The organism is Agromyces fucosus, from assembly GCF_004134865.1.
Classification (GTDB): Bacteria; Actinomycetota; Actinomycetes; order Actinomycetales; family Microbacteriaceae; genus Agromyces; species Agromyces fucosus.
The window spans coordinates 733842-752825 of the sequence record NZ_SDPO01000002.1 but is presented as its reverse complement, the minus strand read 5'-3'; the positions used below and the strand labels follow the sequence as shown (position 1 = coordinate 752825).

The window sequence follows — 18984 nt, the reverse complement described above, 5'->3', positions numbered from 1 at the left end:
CCTATGGCCGCCATAGGCGGAGCGGTGTCCCCCTGCGCCGGAATCGCGGCGTGCGCGGCGGCGACTCAGGCCAGGAAGCCGGCTTCGAGCAGGCCCTTCGCCTGCAGCACGCTCCACGGGCTGAGGAGGAACGGCGCCTCGACGGCCGTGCGCGCGAACGCCGCCGGGTCGACCCATCGCCAGTCCATCACCTCGTCGGGATCGGGCGCCGGGTCGCCCGTGAACTCGGCGAGGTAGACGGGACAGACCTCGTTCTCGACGACGCCGTCGGGCGCCACCGCCCGATAGCGGAAGTCGGGCAGTGCGGCTCGGAGCGCGACCGCCGTCACGCCGAGCTCGGTGGCGAGCCGCCGGCGAACGGCCTCCTCGACCGGCTCGTCGGGAGCCGGGTGCCCGCACGCCGTGTTGGTCCAGACCCCGGGCCAGGTGCGCTTCCGCAGCGAACGGCGGGTCAGCAGCATCCGCCCGTCCCGGTCGAAGACGTAGCACGAGAAGGCGAGGTGCAGCGGGGTGTCGGCGGTGTGCACCGCGGCCTTGTCCATCGTGCCGATCGGTGCCCCGTTGAGGTCGAGCAGCACGACCTGCTCGACCGCGGCCGGCGTGCCGATCGGCACACCGACGGCGGGCGCGCCGATCGGCGACGCGCTCATCGCGCCACCGCGGTCGCAGGAACCCCCGACGCCTGCAGCACGAGGTCGCGCACGCTCGCCGCCGGCACGAGGTCGTCGGCCGACCGCGCGCCCCAGAACGGCAGGCTCGCGTCCGAGCACAGCAGCAGCGGCGTGTCGGCGGCGCTGTCGGGCAGCCGGCCGTGCGTGCCGCGCACCCACGAGGGGTCGAGCGGCACGACGTTCATCGCGTACCGCAGGCCGAGCTTCTTGCGCACGAGGCCGAGCCCCGCCTTGGCCTTCGCGAGGCGGTCGGCCGGGTCGAAGAACAGCTCGGCCGGGTCGTACCCGGGCTTGCGGTGGATGTCGACGCCGCGCGCGAACTCGGGAGCCCGGTCGTCGTCGAGCCAGTAGTAGTACGTGAACCAGGCGCCGGGTTCGGCGACCACGACGAGCTCGCCCGAGCGTTCGTGGTCGAGGCCGTAGCGGGCCTGCGCTTCGCGATCGAGCACCTCGTCGACGCCCGGCAGCGCCTCGAGCACCTCGCGCACGCGGCGCAGGTCGGCGTCGTCGGCGACGTAGACGTGCGCCACCTGGTGGTCGGCGACGGCGAAGGCCCGAGACGTCCAGGGGTCGAGCTGCTCGCGGCCGTCTTGCACGTAGACCTCGAGCAGTCCCTCGCGTCGGAGCGCCCGGTTGACGTCGACCGGATGCCGCGCCTCGGCGATGCCGTACTCGGCGACCGCGATCACGGTGACGCCCGATGCGGCGGCATCGTCGAGCAGGGGCGCGAGCGCGGAGTCGAGCTCGGCGGCGGCGGCGTCGGCCTCCGGCCCGTCGGGACCGAAGCGCTGCAGGTCGTAGTCGAGGTGGGGCAGGTAGGCCATCACGAGGTCGGAGCGCTGTTCGCGCATGATCTTGCGGGTCGCCTCGACGATCCATCGCGTCGAGGCGATGGTGGCCGTCGGACCCCAGTACTGGAACAGCGGGAACTCGCCGAGTGCGCCCACGAGCTCGTCGTGCAGTGCGGGCGGTCGCACGTAGGCGTCGGGCGACTTGCGCCCGTCGGCGTGGTAGATCGGCCGCGGGGTCACGGTGATGTCGGTCGTCGCGCCCATCGCGTACCACCAGCCGACGTTCGCGGCGGTGAACCCGGGCTTCGCCCGGCGCGCGGTCTCCCAGACCTTCTCGCCCTGCACGAGCCTGTTGTGCTGGCGCCACAGGTGCACCTCGCCCTGGTCGCGGAAGTACCAGCCGTTGCCCACGATGCCGTGCTGGGCGGGGGCGAGCCCGGTCAGCATCGTCGACTGCACGCTGCACGTCACGGCGGGCAGCACGGTGCCGAGACTCGTCTGGGCGCCCGACGCGGCCATGGCGCGGAGCCTCGGCATGTGCGAGAGGGCGCGCGGTGTCAGGCCGACGACGTCGAGCAGCAGAACGGATGTCACGAGGCCACCTCCGAGAGTGAGCGGGTGTCGGCCGGGGCGGGCCGGGGCGGCGCGCCGAGCAGCTCGTCGGCCGCCCAGCGCACCTCGCCCGCGATGCCGGCGACGAGGTCGTCGACGCCGCCCGGCAGCACGCTCCAAGTGTAGGTCTCGACGTCGAGGTGGGCCTCGTCGCCGTGGGGGATGCCGCGGACCGCGTCGACGGCGGCTCGCAGCACCTCGGTCGTCGCCGAGATCGGCGCGCTCGGCGCGAGATGCAGGGGCACGTGGAAGTGCACGCGCCACGGGCCATCGGCCGGCAGCTGGTCGAGCGCCTCGGGCAGGTCGTCGACGGCGAGCACCGTGCCGTCGGGGGAGAGCTCGCGCGTCTGGTGCAGGTAGCGCTGCTCGACGAAGGCGGCGACCGCCTCGCGGTTCGCCGGGTCGCCCGGATGCTCGACGTGCAGCGCGGCCGAGGCCTGCACCTTCACGACGCGCAGCCCCGCATCCGCGATCTGCCGCACCGCGGCCACGGGGTCGGCGAACGAGACGGCCAGGTGGCACGTGTCGAGGCAGACGCCGATGAACTCGGGGTCGATGCCCTCGGCCACGCGCGGCGCAAGCCAGCGCACGACGTCGTCGACGGTGTCGAGCGTGCAGCCCGGCTCGGGCTCGATCGCGAGGCGCACGGTGCGGCCGGTCTCGTCCTGCAGGCGCCGGAGCTCCCGCGACACGTGCACGAGCGCCTCGGTCGCGCGAGCGTCGTCGACGGCGGTCCACGGGTCGCGCCAGCCGAGCGGCAGCGTCGAGATGCTGCCGGATGCCCCGGCGGGCAGCAGCTCGGCGAGCACGCGCGCGCAGTCGAGCGTGAAGGACGCGCGGCGCGGGTCGGTCCAGTCGGGTCGGTACACGTCGAGCTTCACGACGTCGGCGTGGAACGCGCTGTACGGGAAGGCGTTGACCGTGCGGAGCTCGAGCCCGTTGGCGTCGAGGCGCTCGCGCAGCCGCTCGCGATCGGCCTCGCTCGACGCGAGCCGGAGGGCGAGCTCGGCCGGCAGCCAGAGGCCGACGCCGAGCCGGTCGAGGCCGGCCTGCTCGCGCACCGGGCCGGCGAAGGCGTCGAGCTGCTCGAGCACCCCCTCGAGGTCTTCGGCCGGGTGCACGTTGGTGCAGTACGAGAGCTCCATCAGGCCCTCGCCCCCCGGAGCACGGAGTTGCCCTCGAAGGTCGCGCCGGCCGTGGGGACGGCCGGAGTCCCCGAGGCATCCGCTGCGCCCGAGGCATCCGCTGCGCCCGAGGCATCCGTCGACTCGTCGAACCCGGGCACCGGGTCGAGGTGCAGCCGCCCGCTCTGGCCGTAGAACGCGACCGGGTTCTGCCAGAGCACCACGTCGACGTCGTGCTCGGTGAAGCCGGCGTCGAGCATGGCCTGGCCCGTCTTGCGGGTCTTGAGCGGGTCGGAGTTACCCCAGTCGGCCGCCGAGTTCACGAGGACCCGTTCGGTGCCGTGCTCGCGGAGGATCGCGACCATGCGCGCCTCGTCCATCTTCGTGTCGGGGTAGATCGAGAAGCCCATCCAGCACCCGCTGTCGGCGACGGACGCGACCGTCGTCTCGTTGAGGTGGTCGACGACGACCATCCCGGGGTCGACGCCGGCGTCGCGGATCACGTCGAGCGTTCGCAGCGTGCCGGCCGCCTTGTCGCGATGCGGCGTGTGCACCATCGCGGGCAGTTCGAACTCGCGGGCGAGCGCGAGCTGCGCGACGAAGACCTCGTCCTCCTCGGCGGTCATCGAGTCGTAGCCGAGCTCGCCGACCGCCACCACGCCGTCCTTGGCGAGGTAGCGCGGCAGCACGGCCAGCACCTCGCGGCAGCGCGGGTCGTTGGCCTCCTTCGGGTTCAGTCCGATCGTGGCGTGATGGCGGATGCCGTACTGCGCGGCGCGGAACCGCTCCCAGCCGATGAGCCCGTCGAAGTAGTCGACGAAGCTGCCGACGTTCGTGCGCGGCTGCCCGAGCCAGAACGCCGGTTCGACGACGGCGCGGACGCCGGCGAGGTACATCGCTGCGTAGTCGTTCGTGGTGCGCGCGCTCATGTGGATGTGCGGGTCGAAGATTCGCATGGTCAGCCTCCGGGCGTGGTCTGGATCGTGGAGAGTCGGGTCATGTCGGCGCTGATCTCGCGGCCGGCGGCGCGGCGCTCGGCGATGAGCGCTGCGGCCATGCGGGCGAGCTCGGCGTCGCCCCGCGAGTCGATGCCCGCGACGGCGTCGAGGGGGATGCCCATGAAGAGCGCTTTCAGCACGCCGTGGCGCCAGCCGTGCTGGTCGAGCTCGCGGGCCGAGAAGTCGCCGAGCGCGGCGGCGACGAGGCGCGGGTCGTTCGTGCGCAGCGCGTCGGCGACGAGGTCGCGACCGGTCGCGACGAGCGGCGCGGCGAGCATCGGCTCGGCGTTCGGCTCGCACAGTGCGTTGAGGCCGCGGAGCACGCCGCGACGTTCGGCATCGTCGCCGTACCGGTAGAGCTCGGCGACGGTGTCGGCCGCGATCCCGTCGTCGTCGACGGCGGCGACGAGCGCCTGCACGAGCGCCGCACGGGCCCGGTCGTCGTCGGTGCCGTGCACGAGTCCGAGCGGATCGTGCTCCGGGTCGACGGGGTCGCGTCCCACCGAGCGCCCGGCCGCCGGGAAGAGCACCGAGATGCGCCGTGGGTCCGCCGTCACGTCGTCGACCGCCGCGATCGTCCAGGGATGGGTCATCGTTCCTCCTTCAACGCCTCGTGAATGGCACGGATGCCGCGGGCTGCTGCGCCCGGCGCATCGTGCGAGTGGCGCGGCAGCTCGATGGCCGCCACGCCCCGGTAGCCGAGTTCCTGCAGCGTCGCGAGGGCCGCTGCGAGGTCGAGCCGGCCCCGCCCGAGTTCGAGGTGCTCGTGCACGCCGGGCATCATGTCGTCGACCTGCACGTTGACGAGCAGGTCGCCCGCGGCGCGGAGGGCGCCGACGACGCCGTCGGGCTCGACCGCGACGCAGTGCCCGAGGTCGACGGTGATGCCGAACGCCTCGGGGCGGCCGAGCTCGTCGCGGAGGCGGAGGGCGTCGGCGACGGTCTCGACGAGCATGCCCGGCTCGGGCTCGAAGCCGAGGCGCACGCCGACGGCGTCAGCGAGGTCGACGACCTCGCGCATGCGCTCGACGAGCATCGACCATGCCTCGTCGGATGCGACGTCGCCCGGCACGACTCCCGACCAGAGCGACACGCAGTCGGCGCGGAGCACCGCTGCCAGCTCGACGGCGCGCCCGAGGAAACGCAGTCGCGGCTCGGCCTCCCGGTCGACGAGCGTCGGGCGGTGCTTCACGAACGGGTCGAGCAGGTACCGGCTGCCGGTCTCGACGACGACGGGCCAACCGAGCTCGTCGAGGCGCCCGCGAAGCCGTGCGGCGCGCTCGAACGCGTCGTCGGCGAACGGGTCGAGGTGCGGATGGCCGAGCGTCAGCGCGAGGGCTCGGTATCCCTCGGCCTCGAGCACCGTGAGCGTGTCGTCGAGGGTGTGGTCGGCGAATCCGTTCGTGCCGTAGCCGATGCTGAAGCCGGGGGTCATGTCACATCGCCCCGCTTGCGGCGCGCCGAGTGCGCGCGGCGTGCGAGATCGACGCCCGTGAGGAGCGCGGCCGAGCCGAGGGCGCCGGTGCGCGCGACGAGCGTGGTCTGCAGCGGGATCATCGCGCCGATGCCCGCCCGGGTGGCGGTGCGGACGTTGCCCGCCGACGGGTCGTCGAGCGTGCGGAGCTGCGTCGGCACCGTCGCGGCGAGGTAGGAGGCCGCCGCGGCGACGGTCGCGAGCGTGGCGCCGATGCGCCACGCGGTCGAGGCCTTCCCGGTCGGGCTGATGCCGGTCGGGTCGACCCGACTCGCGGCGATCCGCGCGTCGAAGGCGCCGCGGTCGCCCGCAGCGGCCGCCACCGCGCTCGCCGCGGTCATCGCGAGGGTCGCGCCGGCGACGCCGACCGATCCGCCGTGCACTTCGCCGCGCGATTGCAGCGTGACCCCGGCCGTGTGCAGCGCGACGGTCGCGGCGGCGGGAGCGGCCCGTCGCGCTCCGCCCGCCCCCATCATGACGTCGAGCCCGCGGCAGGCGGCCATCGAGACCGGCCCGAGCGGCGTCGACTTCGCCACGGTGTTGTAGAGCACGATCGCGCCGACGAGCGGCATCGCGACGCCGAGGCCTCGCCGTCCGCCGCCCGCCGCCGCGAGGGCGAGGCCCGCCGCGAAGCATCCGCTCACGACTGCGAGCGCGGTGCCCGCCGACACCCGACCCGAGGGGATGGGCCGCTCGGGCCGCTCCTCGGCGTCGAGCTCGCGGTCGGCGTAGTCGTTCAGCGCCATGCCCCCGCTGTAGAGCAGCACGGATGCCGCGGGCAGCAGCCACTGCCGACCGGTGAACCGGGCGCCCCCGGCGTGCCCGCCGGCCAGCGTGTCGCCGATCACCGTCAGCGCGGCCGGCGCGCGGACGAGGTCGAGGAGGTCCGCGGGGGAGGTCATGCCGGCGTCACCGCGCTCTCCGCGGCGGCGCGGACTCGCGTTCCCGTGGCGTGCGCCCAGTCGTGCAGGGCGATCGTCTGCTGCGAGAAGTCGTGCACGTCGCTGCCCCACGGGTCCTTGAAGAAGAACCCGAACGCGGGGATGGCGCCGCGCTGGCCGTCGGCCGCGGCGAGGGCGAGGAGCCGGGCGATGTCGAGGATGAGCGGTGCCGCGAGCATCGAGTCGTAGGCGCTCCAGATCGTCTGCATCGTGATGCGCGACGAGAGGAATCCCTCGGCGTGGATGTGGTCCCAGGCGGTCTTCACGTCGCCGAGGTCGGGCACGTTGTCGATGTGCAGGGGAGCGACGACGTGGTCGCCGACGAGGCTGACGAGACCACGGGTCTTGGTCGCGAGCTTGCTGCGCACGGCCTCGGGGTCGGCGAGGGTGGCGCCGTCGCCGCCGCCGAGGAGGTTGGAGCCGGCCCACGAGAGCACGCGCATGCCGCGAGCCGTGAACATCGGGGCGAGCGCGGTGCGCAGCAGCGTCTCGCCGGTCTTGCCGTCCTGACCGGCGAAGGGGATGCCCCGCTCGGTCGCGAGGGAGCGGATGACGGGCACGTCGATGCCGGCAGAGGGGGTGAAGCACGCGTACGCGCTGCCCGACTCGATCGCGGCGAGGGCGGCGATCGAGCTCGCCGGCAGCAGGGGCCGATCGGGGTCCTCGAGCGCGGCGGTGAACAGCTCGGGGTCGTGGAACTCGACGTGGTCCTCGAGGATCGGCTCCGTCGAGGAGATGTCGACGACGACGACCCGACCGAGGCCGTGCCGCTCGCGGAAGTCGGTGATGTCGGCGGCCATGCGGCGAACGGCGTCGGCCTGCGACCCGGTGTGGGTCCTCCGGTCGTATCCCGGACGGATCTCGGCGTCGGCGCGATCGAGCGCGTCGTCGGCCGTCGCCACGAAGCGGTGCGCGAGCATGCCGGAGTCGACGAGCGCGTGCGCCCGTTCACGGAGTGGGGTCGTGCTGACGTCGTGCCCGCCGATCACGAGGTCGGCGAACGCCGGCAGCGGGACGCCCGCGAACGCCTCGCCCGCGGTCGTGCACCCGGTCGGCGGGGCGAGCTCGGCGCGCATCGCGTGCAGTCCGACGGCGACCACGGTGCCGATCGAGCCGCGGCCGCCGATCAGCCAGAGGCCGACCCGGCCCTCGCGCCAGGCGTCGGTACCGATCGCCGTCGCGGATGTCTCGTGCTGCGTCATGTCGTTCCTCCGGGTGGTGTCTGGTCGATGTGTCGTGTCGGTGCGTGCCGCGTCGTTCAACTCGTGCGCCCCCGCAGGGAGTGTGCGAGATCGGTCAGGTAGGCGGCGAGCCGATCGGGCAGGCCGGCTTCGGCGAGTCGGATGCCGCGTGCCACGTGCTCGTCGATCGTGCGCGTGACCGCGGCGCGCGCGCCGGTGCGGGTCACGATGTCGCGGATCGCGGCGGCATCCGCCTCGGTAGCAGCCGGGTCGCCCAGTGTCGCGTCGAGCCGCGCACGGCCGGCAACGTCGGCCCGCTGGTAGGCGAGGCGCACGTGCTCGGTGCGCTTGCCCTGCTGCACGTCGGACAGCACCGACTTGCCGGTCGCGTCAGCCGAGCCGAAGAGGCCGAGCTCGTCGTCGGCGAGCTGGTACGCGATGCCGAAGGCGATGCCGATCTGCTGCAGGCACTCGAGCTCGGCCGCAGACGCGGCGCCGCTCGCGACGGCGCCGAGACGCAGGGGGAGGGCCACGCTGTAGGCGGCGGTCTTCAGCTCGGCGACGAGCAGCGGCTCGGATGCATCGGGCCGAAGCAGTTCGGAACGGACGTCGAGGAACTCGCCCGCGATCGTGGTCTCGAGTGCGGCGGATGCCTCGGCGGCGAGTCGTTGCTGCACCGACGCCGGAGCCGGCGCTTCGAGGAGCGCCAGCAGCGCAGCGTTGATCGCGAGGTCGCCGGCGAGCAGGGCGGCGGTCATCGCCTGACGCTCGGCCGCGACGGCCGGCAGCCCGGCGACCCGCCCGGCGTCGGCGTATCGGGCGACGAGGTTGGGCTGGCCATGTCGCACGCGATCGCCGTCGATGAGGTCGTCGTGCATGCAGAGGCCGAGGTGCAGGAGCTGCTGGGCGCCGGCGACCTCGGCGAGCAGGTCGGCGTCGGAGCCGCCCATGCCGAAGAACGCGGCTGCGACGAGTCGGGGCCGCATGTGCTTGCCGCCGTCGGACGCCCGGGCCTCGGCGATGAGCTCGCCCGCGGCGGGGCCCGCGGCGGCGCACCGCGCCTGTACCCGGTCCCAGTGGGCCGCGGTGATCGCCGGCGCCCGTCGCGCGAACTCCTCGACGAGCAGGGCCAAGGTCGGGGCTTCCGCCTCGAGGACGGCGCTCGCGCGGGCCGCTTCGGGCGCGGCCGCGATCGCGGTCGCCGGGGTCGGCTTCATGGCTACTCCTCCGTCGACATTGACAGGGCGGTGGCGTGTCCTCGCAGGGGAGGTTTGGTCACCCCGTCGAATATGTCGACAGAAGTGTCAAAAACGCTCAACTTCTTACTGAAGCTCAGCATAAGTCGCGCAGAAGTTGAACGTCAATCGACAAAACTTCTGGGCGCGGGTGCGAAACTCACGCCGATCGGAGTGAGTGGCGCTCGTTCCAACGCGGACTTCCGCCGTGGACGACGGAATTCAGGCCGTCGTTCTCGCGGGCGTCGGCGAAGAGAACCGGGACGAATGGCTCGACCGGTGCGGCCGGTTCGCGGCGGCGGCGCCCCGGGACGAACCGGGCGGGCGGGCTCAGCCCGACTGGCGCACCACGAGCTCGGTGGGCAGGATCGTCGCCGACTCGACGTCTTCGCCGGCGATGAGGCGCACGAGCTTGCGTGCCATCTCGGCGCCCATCTCGGACGACGGCTGCCGCACGGTCGTGAGCGGCGGCACCGCGGTGGCGGCGTAGCGGTCGTCGTCGAAGCCGACGACGGCGACGTCGTCGGGCACCGAGCGACCGGCGTCCGCGAGGGCGGAGAGGGCGCCCATCGCCATCTGGTCGTTGGCGGCGAAGACGGCATCGAGCTCCGGCGCGCGCTCGAGCAGTCGGTGCATCGCCGCGGCGCCGGAGGCGGCCGTGAAGTCGCCGAACTCGATGAGGTCGTCGGCCAGCCCGGCTCCGGTGACGACTGTGGTGAATCCATGCAGGCGATCGACCCCGGGCGGCATGTCCTGCGGGCCGGCGATCGTCGCGATGCGGGTGCGCCCGGCATCGATGAGGTGCTGCGCGGCTGCCGTGGCGCCGTGCTCGTTGTCGACGTCGACGGTGTACCCGCTCGACTCCTCGGGATCGAGCGGTCGCCCGCCGAACACGAGGGGCAGTGAACGCGAGAGGTGCGCGAAGGAATGGTCGCCCGTGTGGTGCGAGACGACGAGCGCGCCGTCGACGTTGCCGCCGAGCAGGTAGCGCCGGGTCTTGTCGGGATCGAGCTCCGACTCGATGAGCATGTTCAGCGTGTACTCGGTGCCCGCCAGCGCCAGCGCGGCCCCCTGCACGATCGAGGCGAAGAACGGGTCGTCGAAGACGCGGGCCGCCGACTCGGGCACGATGAGGGCGATCGCCTGGGTGCGCCGGCTCGCGAGCGAGCGCGCTGCACGGTTCGGCACGTAGTTCAGGGCCGTGATCGCCGCCTGCACGGACTCCACGACCTCGGGGCTCACCTTCGGGGAGCCGTTGACGACCCGGGAGACCGTGGCACGTGAGACGCCGGCCTGAGCCGCGACCATCTCGAGGGTCGGCGCGTGGCCGGCCGGAATGCTCCCCCTCATCGTGGGCCCCTTCCAGTGCTCCGGTTCACCCCACGATAGTCGTCGCGGCGAGCTGACTCTTCGCGTTCGCGATCAACGCCGCGAACGCGTGGGCGCTGTCCTTCGGCGTCCGCTCGAACGTGTCGTAGTCGACGCGCACGATGCCGAACCGCTTCTCGTAGCCCCAGGCCCACTCGAAGTTGTCGAGCAGCGACCAGACGAAGTACCCGCGCACGTCGGCGCCCTGCTCGATCGCCTCGGCGATCGCGTCGACGTGGTCGAGCACGTACCGGGTGCGCTCGAGGTCGTGCACGGCGCCGTCGGCCGAGACGATGTCGTCGTAGGCGGCGCCGTTCTCCGTCACGAAGAGCGGCGGCAGGTTCGGGTACTCGGCACCGAGCCGCACGAGCAGGCGGGTGAGGCCCGCGGGGTTGACCTCCCAGTCCATCGCCGTGCGGGGCAGCCCCCGAGACGGCATCGAGACGTATTCGCTGCCGGGGAACGGCGAGCGGCCGGGCCGGTCGGTCGGCCGCAGGGATGGCGCGGTGTCGGCGGGCAGCGGATGCCCCGAGACGTTGTCGTCGTGGTAGTGGTTCACGCCGAGGAAGTCGATCGGCTGCGAGATCTGCGCCAGGTCGCCGGGCAGGATCCGCTCGTCGAGCCCGAACTCCCGCACGTCGCTGAGCAGGTCGTCGGGGTACGCGCCGAGCAGCAGGGGGTCGAGGTACATCCGGTTCCAGAGGGCGTCGATGCGTCGCGCGGCCTCGAGGTCGACGGGGTCGGCGGGATCGTTCGGCACCGCGTTCGTGAGGTTCAGCGTGATGCCGAGCCGGATGTCGCGCCCCGCGCCATCCGCGAGGCCCCGGAGCTTCTCGACCGCGAGGCCGTGCGCGAGGTGTTGGTGGTGCACGGCTGCGAGCCCGGCGACCGGGTCGTTCAGGCCGGGTGCGTGCTCGCCCCCGACGTAGCCGATGAGCGATGAGCAGAGCGGCTCGTTGAACGTCGTCCAGTGCGTGACGCGGTCGCCGAGTGCGCCGTACACGGCTTCGGCGTACTCCGCGAAGCGGTAGGCGGTGTCGCGGTTCGCCCAGCCGCCCCGCTCCTGCAGGGCCTGCGGCAGGTCCCAGTGGTAGAGCGTGAGCCACGGCAGGATGCCGGCGCCGAGCAGTTCGTCGACGAGCCTCGAGTAGAAGTCGAGCCCCTCCTGGTTGACGCTGCGGCCGCCGGGCACGACCCGCGCCCAGCTCGTCGAGAACCGGTAGGAGTCGAGGCCGAGCGTGCGCATGAGTGCCACGTCCTCCGGCATGCGGTGGTAGTGGTCGACCGCCCGGTCGGGGGTGTCGCCGCCGGCGACGGCACCGGGGACCCGCGCGAAGGCGTCCCAGATGGAGTCCTCCTTGCCGCCTTCGTGCGCGGCGCCCTCGATCTGGGCCGCGGCGGTCGCCGAGCCCCAGATGAAGTCGGCCGGCCAGTTCCGTCGGAACGACGCGTGATTCTCGTTCAACCCTTCACAGCTCCTTGCATGATTCCCGAGATGAGTTGCTTGCCCGCGATGACGAACAGCACGAGCAGGGGGATGGTGGCGAGCACCGCGCCGGTCAGCACGACGGAGTAGTCGACGTAGTACCCCGACTGCAGCTGGCTGAGCGCCGTCTGCAGCGTGGGGTTGGTCGGGCTCAGCACGATGAGCGGCCACAGGTAGTCGGTCCACGCCATCATGAAGGTGAAGAGGCCGAGGATCGCCATCGCGGGCCGAGCGGCGGGCAGTGCGACGTTGAAGAAGGTGCGGATCTGGTTCGCGCCGTCGACGCGGGCGGCCTCGATGAGCTCGTCGGGGATGACGTCGACGAGGTACTGCCGCATGAAGAACACGCCGAAGGCGGTGACGAGCGTCGGCACGATGACGGCGCCGATGGTGCCCGTCCAGCCGAACTCGCGCATGACCATGAACAGCGGGATGATGCCGAGCTGCGTGGGGATCGCCATGGTCGCGATGACGAACACCATGAGTCCGTCGCGGCCGCGGAAGCGGAGCTTGGCGAACGCGTATCCGGCGAGCGTCGAGAACGTCACGACCGAGATCGTGATGACGGACGAGATGATGATCGAGTTGCCGAGGGCGAGCCAGAACGGGATCGCGTCGAGCACCTTGGTCGCGTTGGCGAGGAAGTTGCCGCCAGGCAGGAGCGGGAGCGTCTCGCCGCGGGTGGCGTTCGTGCCGCTGCCGACGACGACCGACCACCAGAGGGGGTAGGCGCCGCCGATGATGAACGCGGCGAGCAGCCCATAGGTGAGGAAGCCGGGACGGCTGCCGATGCCGGCGGTGCCCATCGCGCGACGGCGGCCGTTGCCGCCGTCGCCCCAGCGGGGACGCGCGGGTCGATCGGGTTCGACGTCGTCATCGATCATCACCGCGGGGATGGGTTCGGGGATCAGGGTGCTCATGCCGCTCCTCCTCGGGTGGCGCGTTCGCGTGCGCGGCGCGCGCGGCGGTCGGGTTTGTCGCCGCCGGTGGCGATGCGCCGGGAGATCAGGAAGTTGATGAGGCCGAATCCGACGATGAGCAGGAACAGCAGCCAGGCGACGGCGGCGGCCTCGCCGAAGTCGCGTCGGAAGAAGGCGAGCTCCCACATGAACAGCACGGTCGTCTGGAACTGTCGATCGCTGCCGCCGATGCCGCCGGCGGTCGAGACGTCGAAGAGGCGTGGCTCGGTGAAGATCTGCAGGCCGCCGATCGTGGCGGTGATGATGACGAAGATGAGCGTCGGGCGGATCGAGGGGATCGTGATCGAGAAGAAGCGGCGAACGGCTCCGGCGCCGTCGATCGCGGCCGACTCGTAGAGGTCGCGCGGCACCGACTGCATCGCCGCGAGCAGGATGAGGGCGTTGTAGCCCGTCCAGCGGAAGTTCACCATGGTGGCGATCGCGATGTGGCTGAGGAAGGTGTCGTGCTTCCACGCCTGGTCGGGGATGCCGAAGACGTTGAGGATGTTGTTGACGAGGCCGTCGGCCTCGTTGAAGGCGCTCGAGAAGATGATCGCCACCGCGACGGGGGTCACGATGTAGGGCAGCAGCACGCTCATGCGCCAGAAGGTCGGCGCGCGCAGGCCCTGGTCGAGCAGGTACGCGACGATCAGGGCGATCGCCAGCTGGGGGATCGACGACAGCAGGAAGATGCTGATCGTGTTGCCGATCGAGTTCCAGAACATGGAGTCGCCGAGGATCTCGACGAAGTTCTCGAACCCGACGAACGGCCCCTGGCCCTTCAGGAGGTCCCACTCGTGCATCGACACGACGAGCGTGTAGCCGAGCGGGAAGAGGCCGACGAGGGCGAAGAGGATGAAGAAGGGCGAGACGTAGAAGTACGGGCTCGCCTTGACGTCGAAGCGCGAGAGGCGCTGGCGGAAGGTCAGGGGTTCGGATGCCGCGGATCGGCGCTGCGGCGTCGGGGTCCCGCTCGCGGGGGGCCGAATGGTCGTGGTCATGCGAAGTCCAGTCGTGGGAGTTGGCGGGGGAGGGATGTCCCTCGGGCGACGTGCCCGAGGGACATCCGTACCGTGGCGGGGCTACTCGCCGACGAGCTCGTGGAGCAGCTCGATCGCCTGGTCCCATGCGGCGGTGCCGTCGACCTCGCCGCGGTCGAGCGCCGACAGCGCGGGACCGAAGACGTTCTCCTGGATCACGGAGTCGTCGGGGCCCTTGAACTGGGCGACGACGCCCTCAGCGCGAGCAGCGAGGATGGCGCCCGTGGGTGCGCCGTTGAAGAACTCGTTCGGCGTGGCCTCGGAGGCGAGGGTCTCCTGTGCTTCGATCGTGCTCGGGAAGTTGCCTGCGGCAGCCGACTGCTTCACCTGCTGCTCCGGCTGGGTGAGCCAGTCCGCGAGCTTCGCTGCGGCTTCCTTGTGCTCCGAGGTCTCGGGGACCGAGAGGAAGGCGCCGCCCCAGTTGGCTGCGCCACCGGGGAAGACGTCGGCGAAGTCCCAGCCGGTGGAGGCGTCGCCGCCGCCGGTCTCGACCTGGCCTTCGACGACGCCGAGCATCCAGCCCGGGCAGACGAAGGTCGCGAAGGTGCCGTCGACGAACGACTTGCCGCCGTTCCAGTCCCACGCCGCCTGCGCGGCCGAGAGGCCGTCGTCGACCGCGCCCGAGAGCAGGTCGAAGTTCGCCTTGAGGTCCGCGTTGTCTTCGACGTTCAGTTCGCCGTCGCTCGTGTAGTACCCCTCGGGCATCTGGTTGACCATCGAGTTCCAGACGAAGCCCGAGTGGTCGAACCAGGCCTTGCCGGTCGCCTGCTGGTACTGGCGTCCGACGTCGAAGTAGTGCGCCCAGTCGCCGTTCAGCAGTTCGGCGACGCTCTCGCGGTCGCTCGCGAGGCCGGCAGCCTCGAGTGCCGGGCCGTTGTAGCAGATGCCGCTCGGGCCGATGTCGGTGCCGTAGCCGATGACGCGGCCCTCGGGGTCGGTCGCCTGCTCGTACTTCCAGTCGACCCAGTCGGCCTTGCGGTCGTCGATGCCGTACTCGGTGAGGTCGACGAACTGGTCGGAGACCTCCATGATCGCGCCGAGCCAGCCCTCCTCGATCGCGACGACGTCGGAGAGGCCCGAGCCGGCGGCGAGCTTGGTGAAGGCGTCGGTGCGGGCGTTGCCGCCCGTGTCGATGTTGGTCGCCTCGATCGTGACGCCGGGGTTGGCTTCCTCGTACTCGGTGTAGAGGTCGTCGTATCCGAACGTGCCGAACGTGGTGACGGTCAGTGTGATGTCGCCGTCGGTCTCTTCGCCGCCGCCGGACGAGCAGGCGGAGGCGAGGAGGGCGATGGTCGCTGCGCCGGCAACGGCTGCGGCGACCTTCGTGTGGCGTGAGAGCTTCACGGTCACTCCTTTGTGTGTGCGTGGACGGGAATGTGCGCAGCGTGAGAGCGCTCTCTTCCCAACCGGTGAGAGCGCTCTCACGATTCGAGAGGTGACTCTATGCAGTCGTCCGGGAAAAGTCAAGAGAGCGCTCTCACGCAGTGTTCCCGTCGCTGGCCCGAGCGTTCTTCGGGCATCGGGGATGGGCTCCGGTGGGTGCTCAGCAAGCCCCGCGTAGACTCGAACGGTGTCATCGAGTGAACGCCAGCACCCGTCCGACGAGGCGCAGCAGAAGCGTCGTCTCGTGATCGCCGGCTCGCTGAGCCTCGCCCTCGTCGCCGTCGCCGTCGTCGTGATCGGCGCCGTTGCGGGCGGTTCGGCCGCGGGTTCGCCCGGCGACGGGGCATCCGATTCGGCTGAGAGCGCGACCCCACGTCCGGTGTCCGGCGCGGCGCAGGAGCCCGCCGCCGTCGACACCTTCGACCGCACGGCGCACTCCCTCGACGACCCGAACAGCATCTGGGTGGTCGTCGACAAGCTGCGCCCCCTGAATCCGCAGGACTTCGAGCCCGACGACCTCGTCGACGTCGACGTGCCGCACACCTGGGACCCGATGATGCGACAGGAGGCGGCCGACGCGGTCGTCGCGATGTTCCAGGCCGCGTCCGACGAGGCCGACCTGACGCTCGCGTCGAACAGCGCGTTCCGCTCGTACAGCGCCCAGGAGGAGATCTACGACGGCGACGACCTGCTGACGGCCCGGCCCGGGTTCAGCGAGCACCAGACCGGCCTCGTGATGGACATCGGCGCCGAGAGCGGCGACTGCTCGCTCGACGCGTGCTTCGCCGACACCGCAGAGGGCGTCTGGCTGCGCGACAACGCCTGGCGCTTCGGCTTCATCCTGCGCTACCCGGCCGACAAGACGCCCGTCACCGGCTACGAGTTCGAGCCGTGGCACTTCCGCTACGTCGGGGTGCCGCTCGCGACCGAGATGCACGAGACCGGCGTCACGACGCTCGAGGAGTTCTTCGGCCTGCCCGCAGCGCCCGAGTATGAGTGAGCGCGTGCCGCATCGCGGCCTCTCGCTCACGGTGCTGGTCGTCAACCAGCTCCTCGCGGGCGTCGGCGTGGCCTCGGGCATCGCCGTCGCCGCGCTCCTCGTCGAAGAGCTGACGGGCGTCGTCGCCCTCGCGGGCCTCGCCCAGTCGGCCAGCGTGCTCGGGGCCGCGATCGTCGCGATCCCGCTCGCGCGGCTCGCGGTCCGCTCGGGCCGCCACGTGGCGCTCGCGACGGGCTACGCGCTCGCGATGACGGGCGCCCTGCTCGTGATCGCCGCCGCTGCGAGCGGCTGGGTTCCCCTCGTCTTCCTCGGCCTGGCGGCCTTCGGCGCCGGCAGTGCCGCGGGCCTGCAGGCGCGCTTCGCCGCGACCGAGGTCGCGGCCGCGGGGTTCGAGGCGCGCTCGATGTCGATCGTGCTCTGGGCGACCACCATCGGCTCGGTTGCGGGGCCCTTGCTGTCGGCCACGGGGAACGCCGTCGGCATCGCGCTCGGCCTGCCGCCGCTCGTCGGCCCGTTCCTCTTCTCGGGCGTCGCGTTCGCGCTCTCGACCCTGCTCGTGGCCACGCTGCTTCGGCTGCCGAAGCCGGGCACGATGGCGACGGACGCCGCGAGCAGCGCTCCCGACGCCGGGACGCAGGCCGATGAGCTCGCCCCCGACCGCGTCGTCGACGCCGGGGGAGCGGCGCCCGCCGCCGAGCCCATCGGGGCGTGGGCCGCGTTCCGCATCGCCGTGCGAGAACCGCGGTCGCTCTTCGCGATCCTCGCCATCGTGTGCTCGCACACCGTCATGGTGGGCGTCATGGTGATGACCCCGGTGCACATGACCGCCCACGGCCTCTCGCTCTCGCTCGTCGGCGTCGTGATCAGCATCCACATCATCGGGATGTACGGGGCGAGCCCGCTCGTCGGCTGGCTCGCCGACCGCATCGGCCCGCCGCGCGTGATCGTGATCGGCGTCGGCATCCTCACGGCGGCGGCGCTCATCGGCATCCTCGCGCCCGCCGACGACATGCTGCTCGTGCCGCTCGCGCTCGGCCTCCTCGGCCTCGGCTGGTCGTGCGGACTCATCGGCGGATCGACGCTGCTCACGACCTCGGTCGAGCCGTCGATCCGGGTGCCGTTGCAGGGCGCGACCGACGCCGCGATGAATCTCGCGGCCGCGGCATCCGCTGCGCTCTCGGGGGTCGTGCTCGGAGCCGCGGGCTTCGCCGGAGTGAACGTCGTCGCGCTGCTCGTGCTCGTGCCGCTCATCGTCGCCGGGCTGCGCGCCCGCCGTGCCGGGCTCAGCGAGGCGGGTCGACGCGCTCCCGTGAGCTGAGCGCCTCGAGCAGTGCGGCCGCGGTGGCGGCGTCGTCGACGGTCACGACGAATCGCCGACCGCCCCGACGCGTGACCTGCAGCGCCTCGCCGGCGCGGAGCACGATGCCGAACGCGCCGTCGGGTGCGATGCGGATGCCCCAGCCGCCGAACTCGGCGGTCGGGTGCACGTTCCTGACGGACACCGCCTCGACCTCGGCGAGGGGCACGCTGAAGCGCGGGACGCCGACGGGGGAGCGCACGAGGAGGCCGCGGTCGTCGACGCGGACCCGGAACACGAACGTCGTGACGGCGAGGAGTACGAGCAGCACGGTCACCCCGAGCATCACCCACCAGGCCGTCGAGCCCGCGGCGGCGACGACGACGGTGCCGATCGCGAGGGCGACGATGCTCAGGATGATCGCGACCACGGCCGCTGGGGCCATGGCCGTCGTGCGCACCCACATCGCCCGCTCGCCGGCGGCGAGGTCGAGCGGTTCGACGGTGCGAGCCGGGGTGCGACCGTCGGTCGTGACGTTCGGCTGCGCGAACCACGCGCCGACTCCCGCGCCGGCGGCGAGCAGCCCGCTCACGAGCAGCGGCCACCCGACGCCGGGGGCGTCCTGCGGGTCGGCGAGTCCGCGCTGCATCCCGAACGTCCAGGTGATGCCGACGACCAGCAGCACGTTGGTGCCGATCGAGAGCGCGCCGAGCAGCCGCAGCATCGGCCCCCACTGGCCGTCGCGCGTGCCGACGAGCATGATGCCAGCGAAGAGCGCTGCGAGGCCGAACCCGAGCAGGGCCGTGGTGAGCGGGACGACCCAGGCGGGACCGAATCCATCGGGGCCGCTCCCGCTCCAGTGCGTGGCGACCGTCGGCGGAACGTCAGGGAGCCAGGCGACCATGAGGGCGACGGCGACGAGGGTGATGGCGGCCGGCAGCGCGCAGCCGATCAGCAGGAAGCGGCGGCGGGCGGTGCGGACGTCGGCGTGCGCGGTCATCGGTAGGTCTCCTTCACGAGAGCGGCGAGGGTGTCGGCGGCGAGGCCGAGGGTGCGCGCACGGGCGACCAGCGCGGCGATGTCGTGGTGCAGGTGCGCGAGGGGCTCGACCGCGTCGGTGACGATGGCCCCTCGGCCGCGGCGCATGTCGACGAGCCCCTCGTCGCGGAGCTGCTGGTAGGCGCGCAGCACCGTGTGCAGGTTGATGCCGAGCGAGCCGGCGACATCACGGGCCGAGGGCAGGCGGTCGCCTGCGGCGAGTCGTCCCGCGGCGGCGTCGGCGTGCACGGACGCGACGATCTGGGCGAAGATCGGCGTGTCGCTCGCGGGGTCGACTCGGATCAGCATGCGGTGAACCTTTCAAACTGTTCTATAAATACTAGAACAGTTTTGATCAGCCCGCGCGCACGGGGGCCGGGTGGTCG

18 protein-coding genes are annotated in these 18984 nt (G+C 72.0%); 2 read left to right on the top strand and 16 right to left on the bottom strand.

Going from position 1 to position 18984, the window contains the following annotated elements:
* Window positions 1-65: 65 nt before the first annotated feature.
* The 14 genes from idi to ESP57_RS09195 form a co-directional block, all read right to left on the bottom strand.
* Entirely contained in the window at window positions 66-650 is a 585-nt protein-coding gene (gene idi, locus ESP57_RS09255) for an isopentenyl-diphosphate Delta-isomerase (protein ID WP_056006316.1), read from the bottom strand.
* Window positions 647-2056, bottom strand: a complete 1410-nt coding sequence (locus ESP57_RS09250) for an alkaline phosphatase family protein (RefSeq protein WP_129231319.1) — start codon at window positions 2054-2056, stop codon at window positions 647-649. Before ESP57_RS09250 ends, idi begins: the two co-directional genes overlap by 4 nt.
* Window positions 2053-3219: a metabolite traffic protein EboE gene (gene eboE, locus ESP57_RS09245; protein WP_129231318.1), complete on the bottom strand. Its 1167-nt coding sequence runs from the start codon at window positions 3217-3219 to the stop codon at window positions 2053-2055. Before eboE ends, ESP57_RS09250 begins: the two co-directional genes overlap by 4 nt.
* Window positions 3219-4154 (bottom strand): TatD family hydrolase, encoded by a 936-nt coding sequence (locus tag ESP57_RS09240; RefSeq protein ID WP_129231317.1) that lies wholly within the window; start codon window positions 4152-4154, stop codon window positions 3219-3221. Before ESP57_RS09240 ends, eboE begins: the two co-directional genes overlap by 1 nt.
* Window positions 4155-4156: 2 nt before the next feature.
* Window positions 4157-4789, bottom strand: a complete 633-nt coding sequence (locus tag ESP57_RS18585; RefSeq protein WP_207904516.1) for an EboA domain-containing protein — start codon at window positions 4787-4789, stop codon at window positions 4157-4159.
* Window positions 4786-5631, bottom strand: coding sequence for a sugar phosphate isomerase/epimerase family protein (locus ESP57_RS18580; RefSeq protein WP_207904515.1), 846 nt, complete (start codon window positions 5629-5631; stop codon window positions 4786-4788). Before ESP57_RS18580 ends, ESP57_RS18585 begins: the two co-directional genes overlap by 4 nt.
* Window positions 5628-6572 (bottom strand): SCO3242 family prenyltransferase, encoded by a 945-nt coding sequence (locus tag ESP57_RS09230; protein ID WP_129231316.1) that lies wholly within the window; start codon window positions 6570-6572, stop codon window positions 5628-5630. Before ESP57_RS09230 ends, ESP57_RS18580 begins: the two co-directional genes overlap by 4 nt.
* Window positions 6569-7813: an inositol-3-phosphate synthase gene (locus tag ESP57_RS09225; protein WP_115959084.1), complete on the bottom strand. Its 1245-nt coding sequence runs from the start codon at window positions 7811-7813 to the stop codon at window positions 6569-6571. The genes ESP57_RS09230 and ESP57_RS09225 overlap by 4 nt, the downstream gene beginning before the upstream one ends.
* 56 nt (window positions 7814-7869) lie before the next feature.
* Entirely contained in the window at window positions 7870-9009 is a 1140-nt protein-coding gene (locus tag ESP57_RS09220; protein ID WP_129231315.1) for a polyprenyl synthetase family protein, read from the bottom strand.
* Between the two features lie 348 nt (window positions 9010-9357).
* Window positions 9358-10377, bottom strand: a complete 1020-nt coding sequence (locus tag ESP57_RS09215) for a LacI family DNA-binding transcriptional regulator (protein ID WP_115959080.1) — start codon at window positions 10375-10377, stop codon at window positions 9358-9360.
* 25 nt (window positions 10378-10402) lie between these two features.
* The gene (locus ESP57_RS09210) at window positions 10403-11860 is read right to left on the bottom strand and encodes a glycoside hydrolase family 1 protein (protein WP_115959078.1); all 1458 of its coding nucleotides are present in this window, start codon (window positions 11858-11860) and stop codon (window positions 10403-10405) included.
* The gene (locus ESP57_RS09205) at window positions 11857-12687 is read right to left on the bottom strand and encodes a carbohydrate ABC transporter permease (protein ID WP_235507651.1); all 831 of its coding nucleotides are present in this window, start codon (window positions 12685-12687) and stop codon (window positions 11857-11859) included. Before ESP57_RS09205 ends, ESP57_RS09210 begins: the two co-directional genes overlap by 4 nt.
* 110 nt (window positions 12688-12797) lie before the next feature.
* Window positions 12798-13841 (bottom strand): carbohydrate ABC transporter permease, encoded by a 1044-nt coding sequence (locus tag ESP57_RS09200; RefSeq protein ID WP_129231314.1) that lies wholly within the window; start codon window positions 13839-13841, stop codon window positions 12798-12800.
* Window positions 13842-13922: 81 nt separating this feature from the next.
* Entirely contained in the window at window positions 13923-15224 is a 1302-nt protein-coding gene (locus tag ESP57_RS09195; RefSeq protein ID WP_129231313.1) for an ABC transporter substrate-binding protein, read from the bottom strand.
* A gap of 226 nt (window positions 15225-15450) precedes the next feature.
* Between ESP57_RS09195 and ESP57_RS09190 the strand changes: the two genes are divergently transcribed.
* Window positions 15451-16263: a M15 family metallopeptidase gene (locus tag ESP57_RS09190; protein WP_243648468.1), complete on the top strand. Its 813-nt coding sequence runs from the start codon at window positions 15451-15453 to the stop codon at window positions 16261-16263.
* On the top strand, window positions 16256-17581 hold the full coding sequence (locus ESP57_RS09185) for an MFS transporter (RefSeq protein ID WP_129231312.1): 1326 nt from the start codon (window positions 16256-16258) through the stop codon (window positions 17579-17581). Before ESP57_RS09190 ends, ESP57_RS09185 begins: the two co-directional genes overlap by 8 nt.
* Here ESP57_RS09185 and ESP57_RS09180 read toward each other — a convergent pair.
* Both ESP57_RS09180 and ESP57_RS09175 read right to left on the bottom strand, forming a co-directional pair.
* Window positions 17547-18560 (bottom strand): DUF1648 domain-containing protein, encoded by a 1014-nt coding sequence (locus tag ESP57_RS09180; protein ID WP_129231311.1) that lies wholly within the window; start codon window positions 18558-18560, stop codon window positions 17547-17549. The two genes, ESP57_RS09185 and ESP57_RS09180, sit on opposite strands and share 35 nt — an antisense overlap.
* Window positions 18557-18907, bottom strand: a complete 351-nt coding sequence (locus tag ESP57_RS09175) for a GntR family transcriptional regulator (protein ID WP_129231310.1) — start codon at window positions 18905-18907, stop codon at window positions 18557-18559. Before ESP57_RS09175 ends, ESP57_RS09180 begins: the two co-directional genes overlap by 4 nt.
* Between the last annotated feature and the right edge of the window lie 77 nt (window positions 18908-18984).

Excerpts from the sequence above, each read along its gene's own strand:
- ESP57_RS09205 (WP_235507651.1), bottom strand. The coding sequence starts at position 12,687 with ATGGGCACCGCCGGCATCGGCAGCCGTCCCGGCTTCCTCACCTATGGG.
- ESP57_RS09180 (WP_129231311.1), bottom strand. The coding sequence starts at position 18,560 with ATGACCGCGCACGCCGACGTCCGCACCGCCCGCCGCCGCTTCCTGCTG.
- ESP57_RS09175 (WP_129231310.1), bottom strand. The coding sequence starts at position 18,907 with ATGCTGATCCGAGTCGACCCCGCGAGCGACACGCCGATCTTCGCCCAG.
- ESP57_RS18580 (WP_207904515.1), bottom strand. The coding sequence starts at position 5,631 with ATGACCCCCGGCTTCAGCATCGGCTACGGCACGAACGGATTCGCCGAC.
- ESP57_RS09215 (WP_115959080.1), bottom strand. The coding sequence starts at position 10,377 with ATGAGGGGGAGCATTCCGGCCGGCCACGCGCCGACCCTCGAGATGGTC.
- ESP57_RS09240 (WP_129231317.1), bottom strand. The coding sequence starts at position 4,154 with ATGCGAATCTTCGACCCGCACATCCACATGAGCGCGCGCACCACGAAC.
- eboE (WP_129231318.1), bottom strand. The coding sequence starts at position 3,219 with ATGGAGCTCTCGTACTGCACCAACGTGCACCCGGCCGAAGACCTCGAG.
- ESP57_RS18585 (WP_207904516.1), bottom strand. The coding sequence starts at position 4,789 with ATGACCCATCCCTGGACGATCGCGGCGGTCGACGACGTGACGGCGGAC.
- ESP57_RS09225 (WP_115959084.1), bottom strand. The coding sequence starts at position 7,813 with ATGACGCAGCACGAGACATCCGCGACGGCGATCGGTACCGACGCCTGG.
- ESP57_RS09185 (WP_129231312.1), top strand. The coding sequence starts at position 16,256 with ATGAGTGAGCGCGTGCCGCATCGCGGCCTCTCGCTCACGGTGCTGGTC.
- ESP57_RS09200 (WP_129231314.1), bottom strand. The coding sequence starts at position 13,841 with ATGACCACGACCATTCGGCCCCCCGCGAGCGGGACCCCGACGCCGCAG.
- ESP57_RS09220 (WP_129231315.1), bottom strand. The coding sequence starts at position 9,009 with ATGAAGCCGACCCCGGCGACCGCGATCGCGGCCGCGCCCGAAGCGGCC.
- ESP57_RS09230 (WP_129231316.1), bottom strand. The coding sequence starts at position 6,572 with ATGACCTCCCCCGCGGACCTCCTCGACCTCGTCCGCGCGCCGGCCGCG.
- idi (WP_056006316.1), bottom strand. The coding sequence starts at position 650 with ATGAGCGCGTCGCCGATCGGCGCGCCCGCCGTCGGTGTGCCGATCGGC.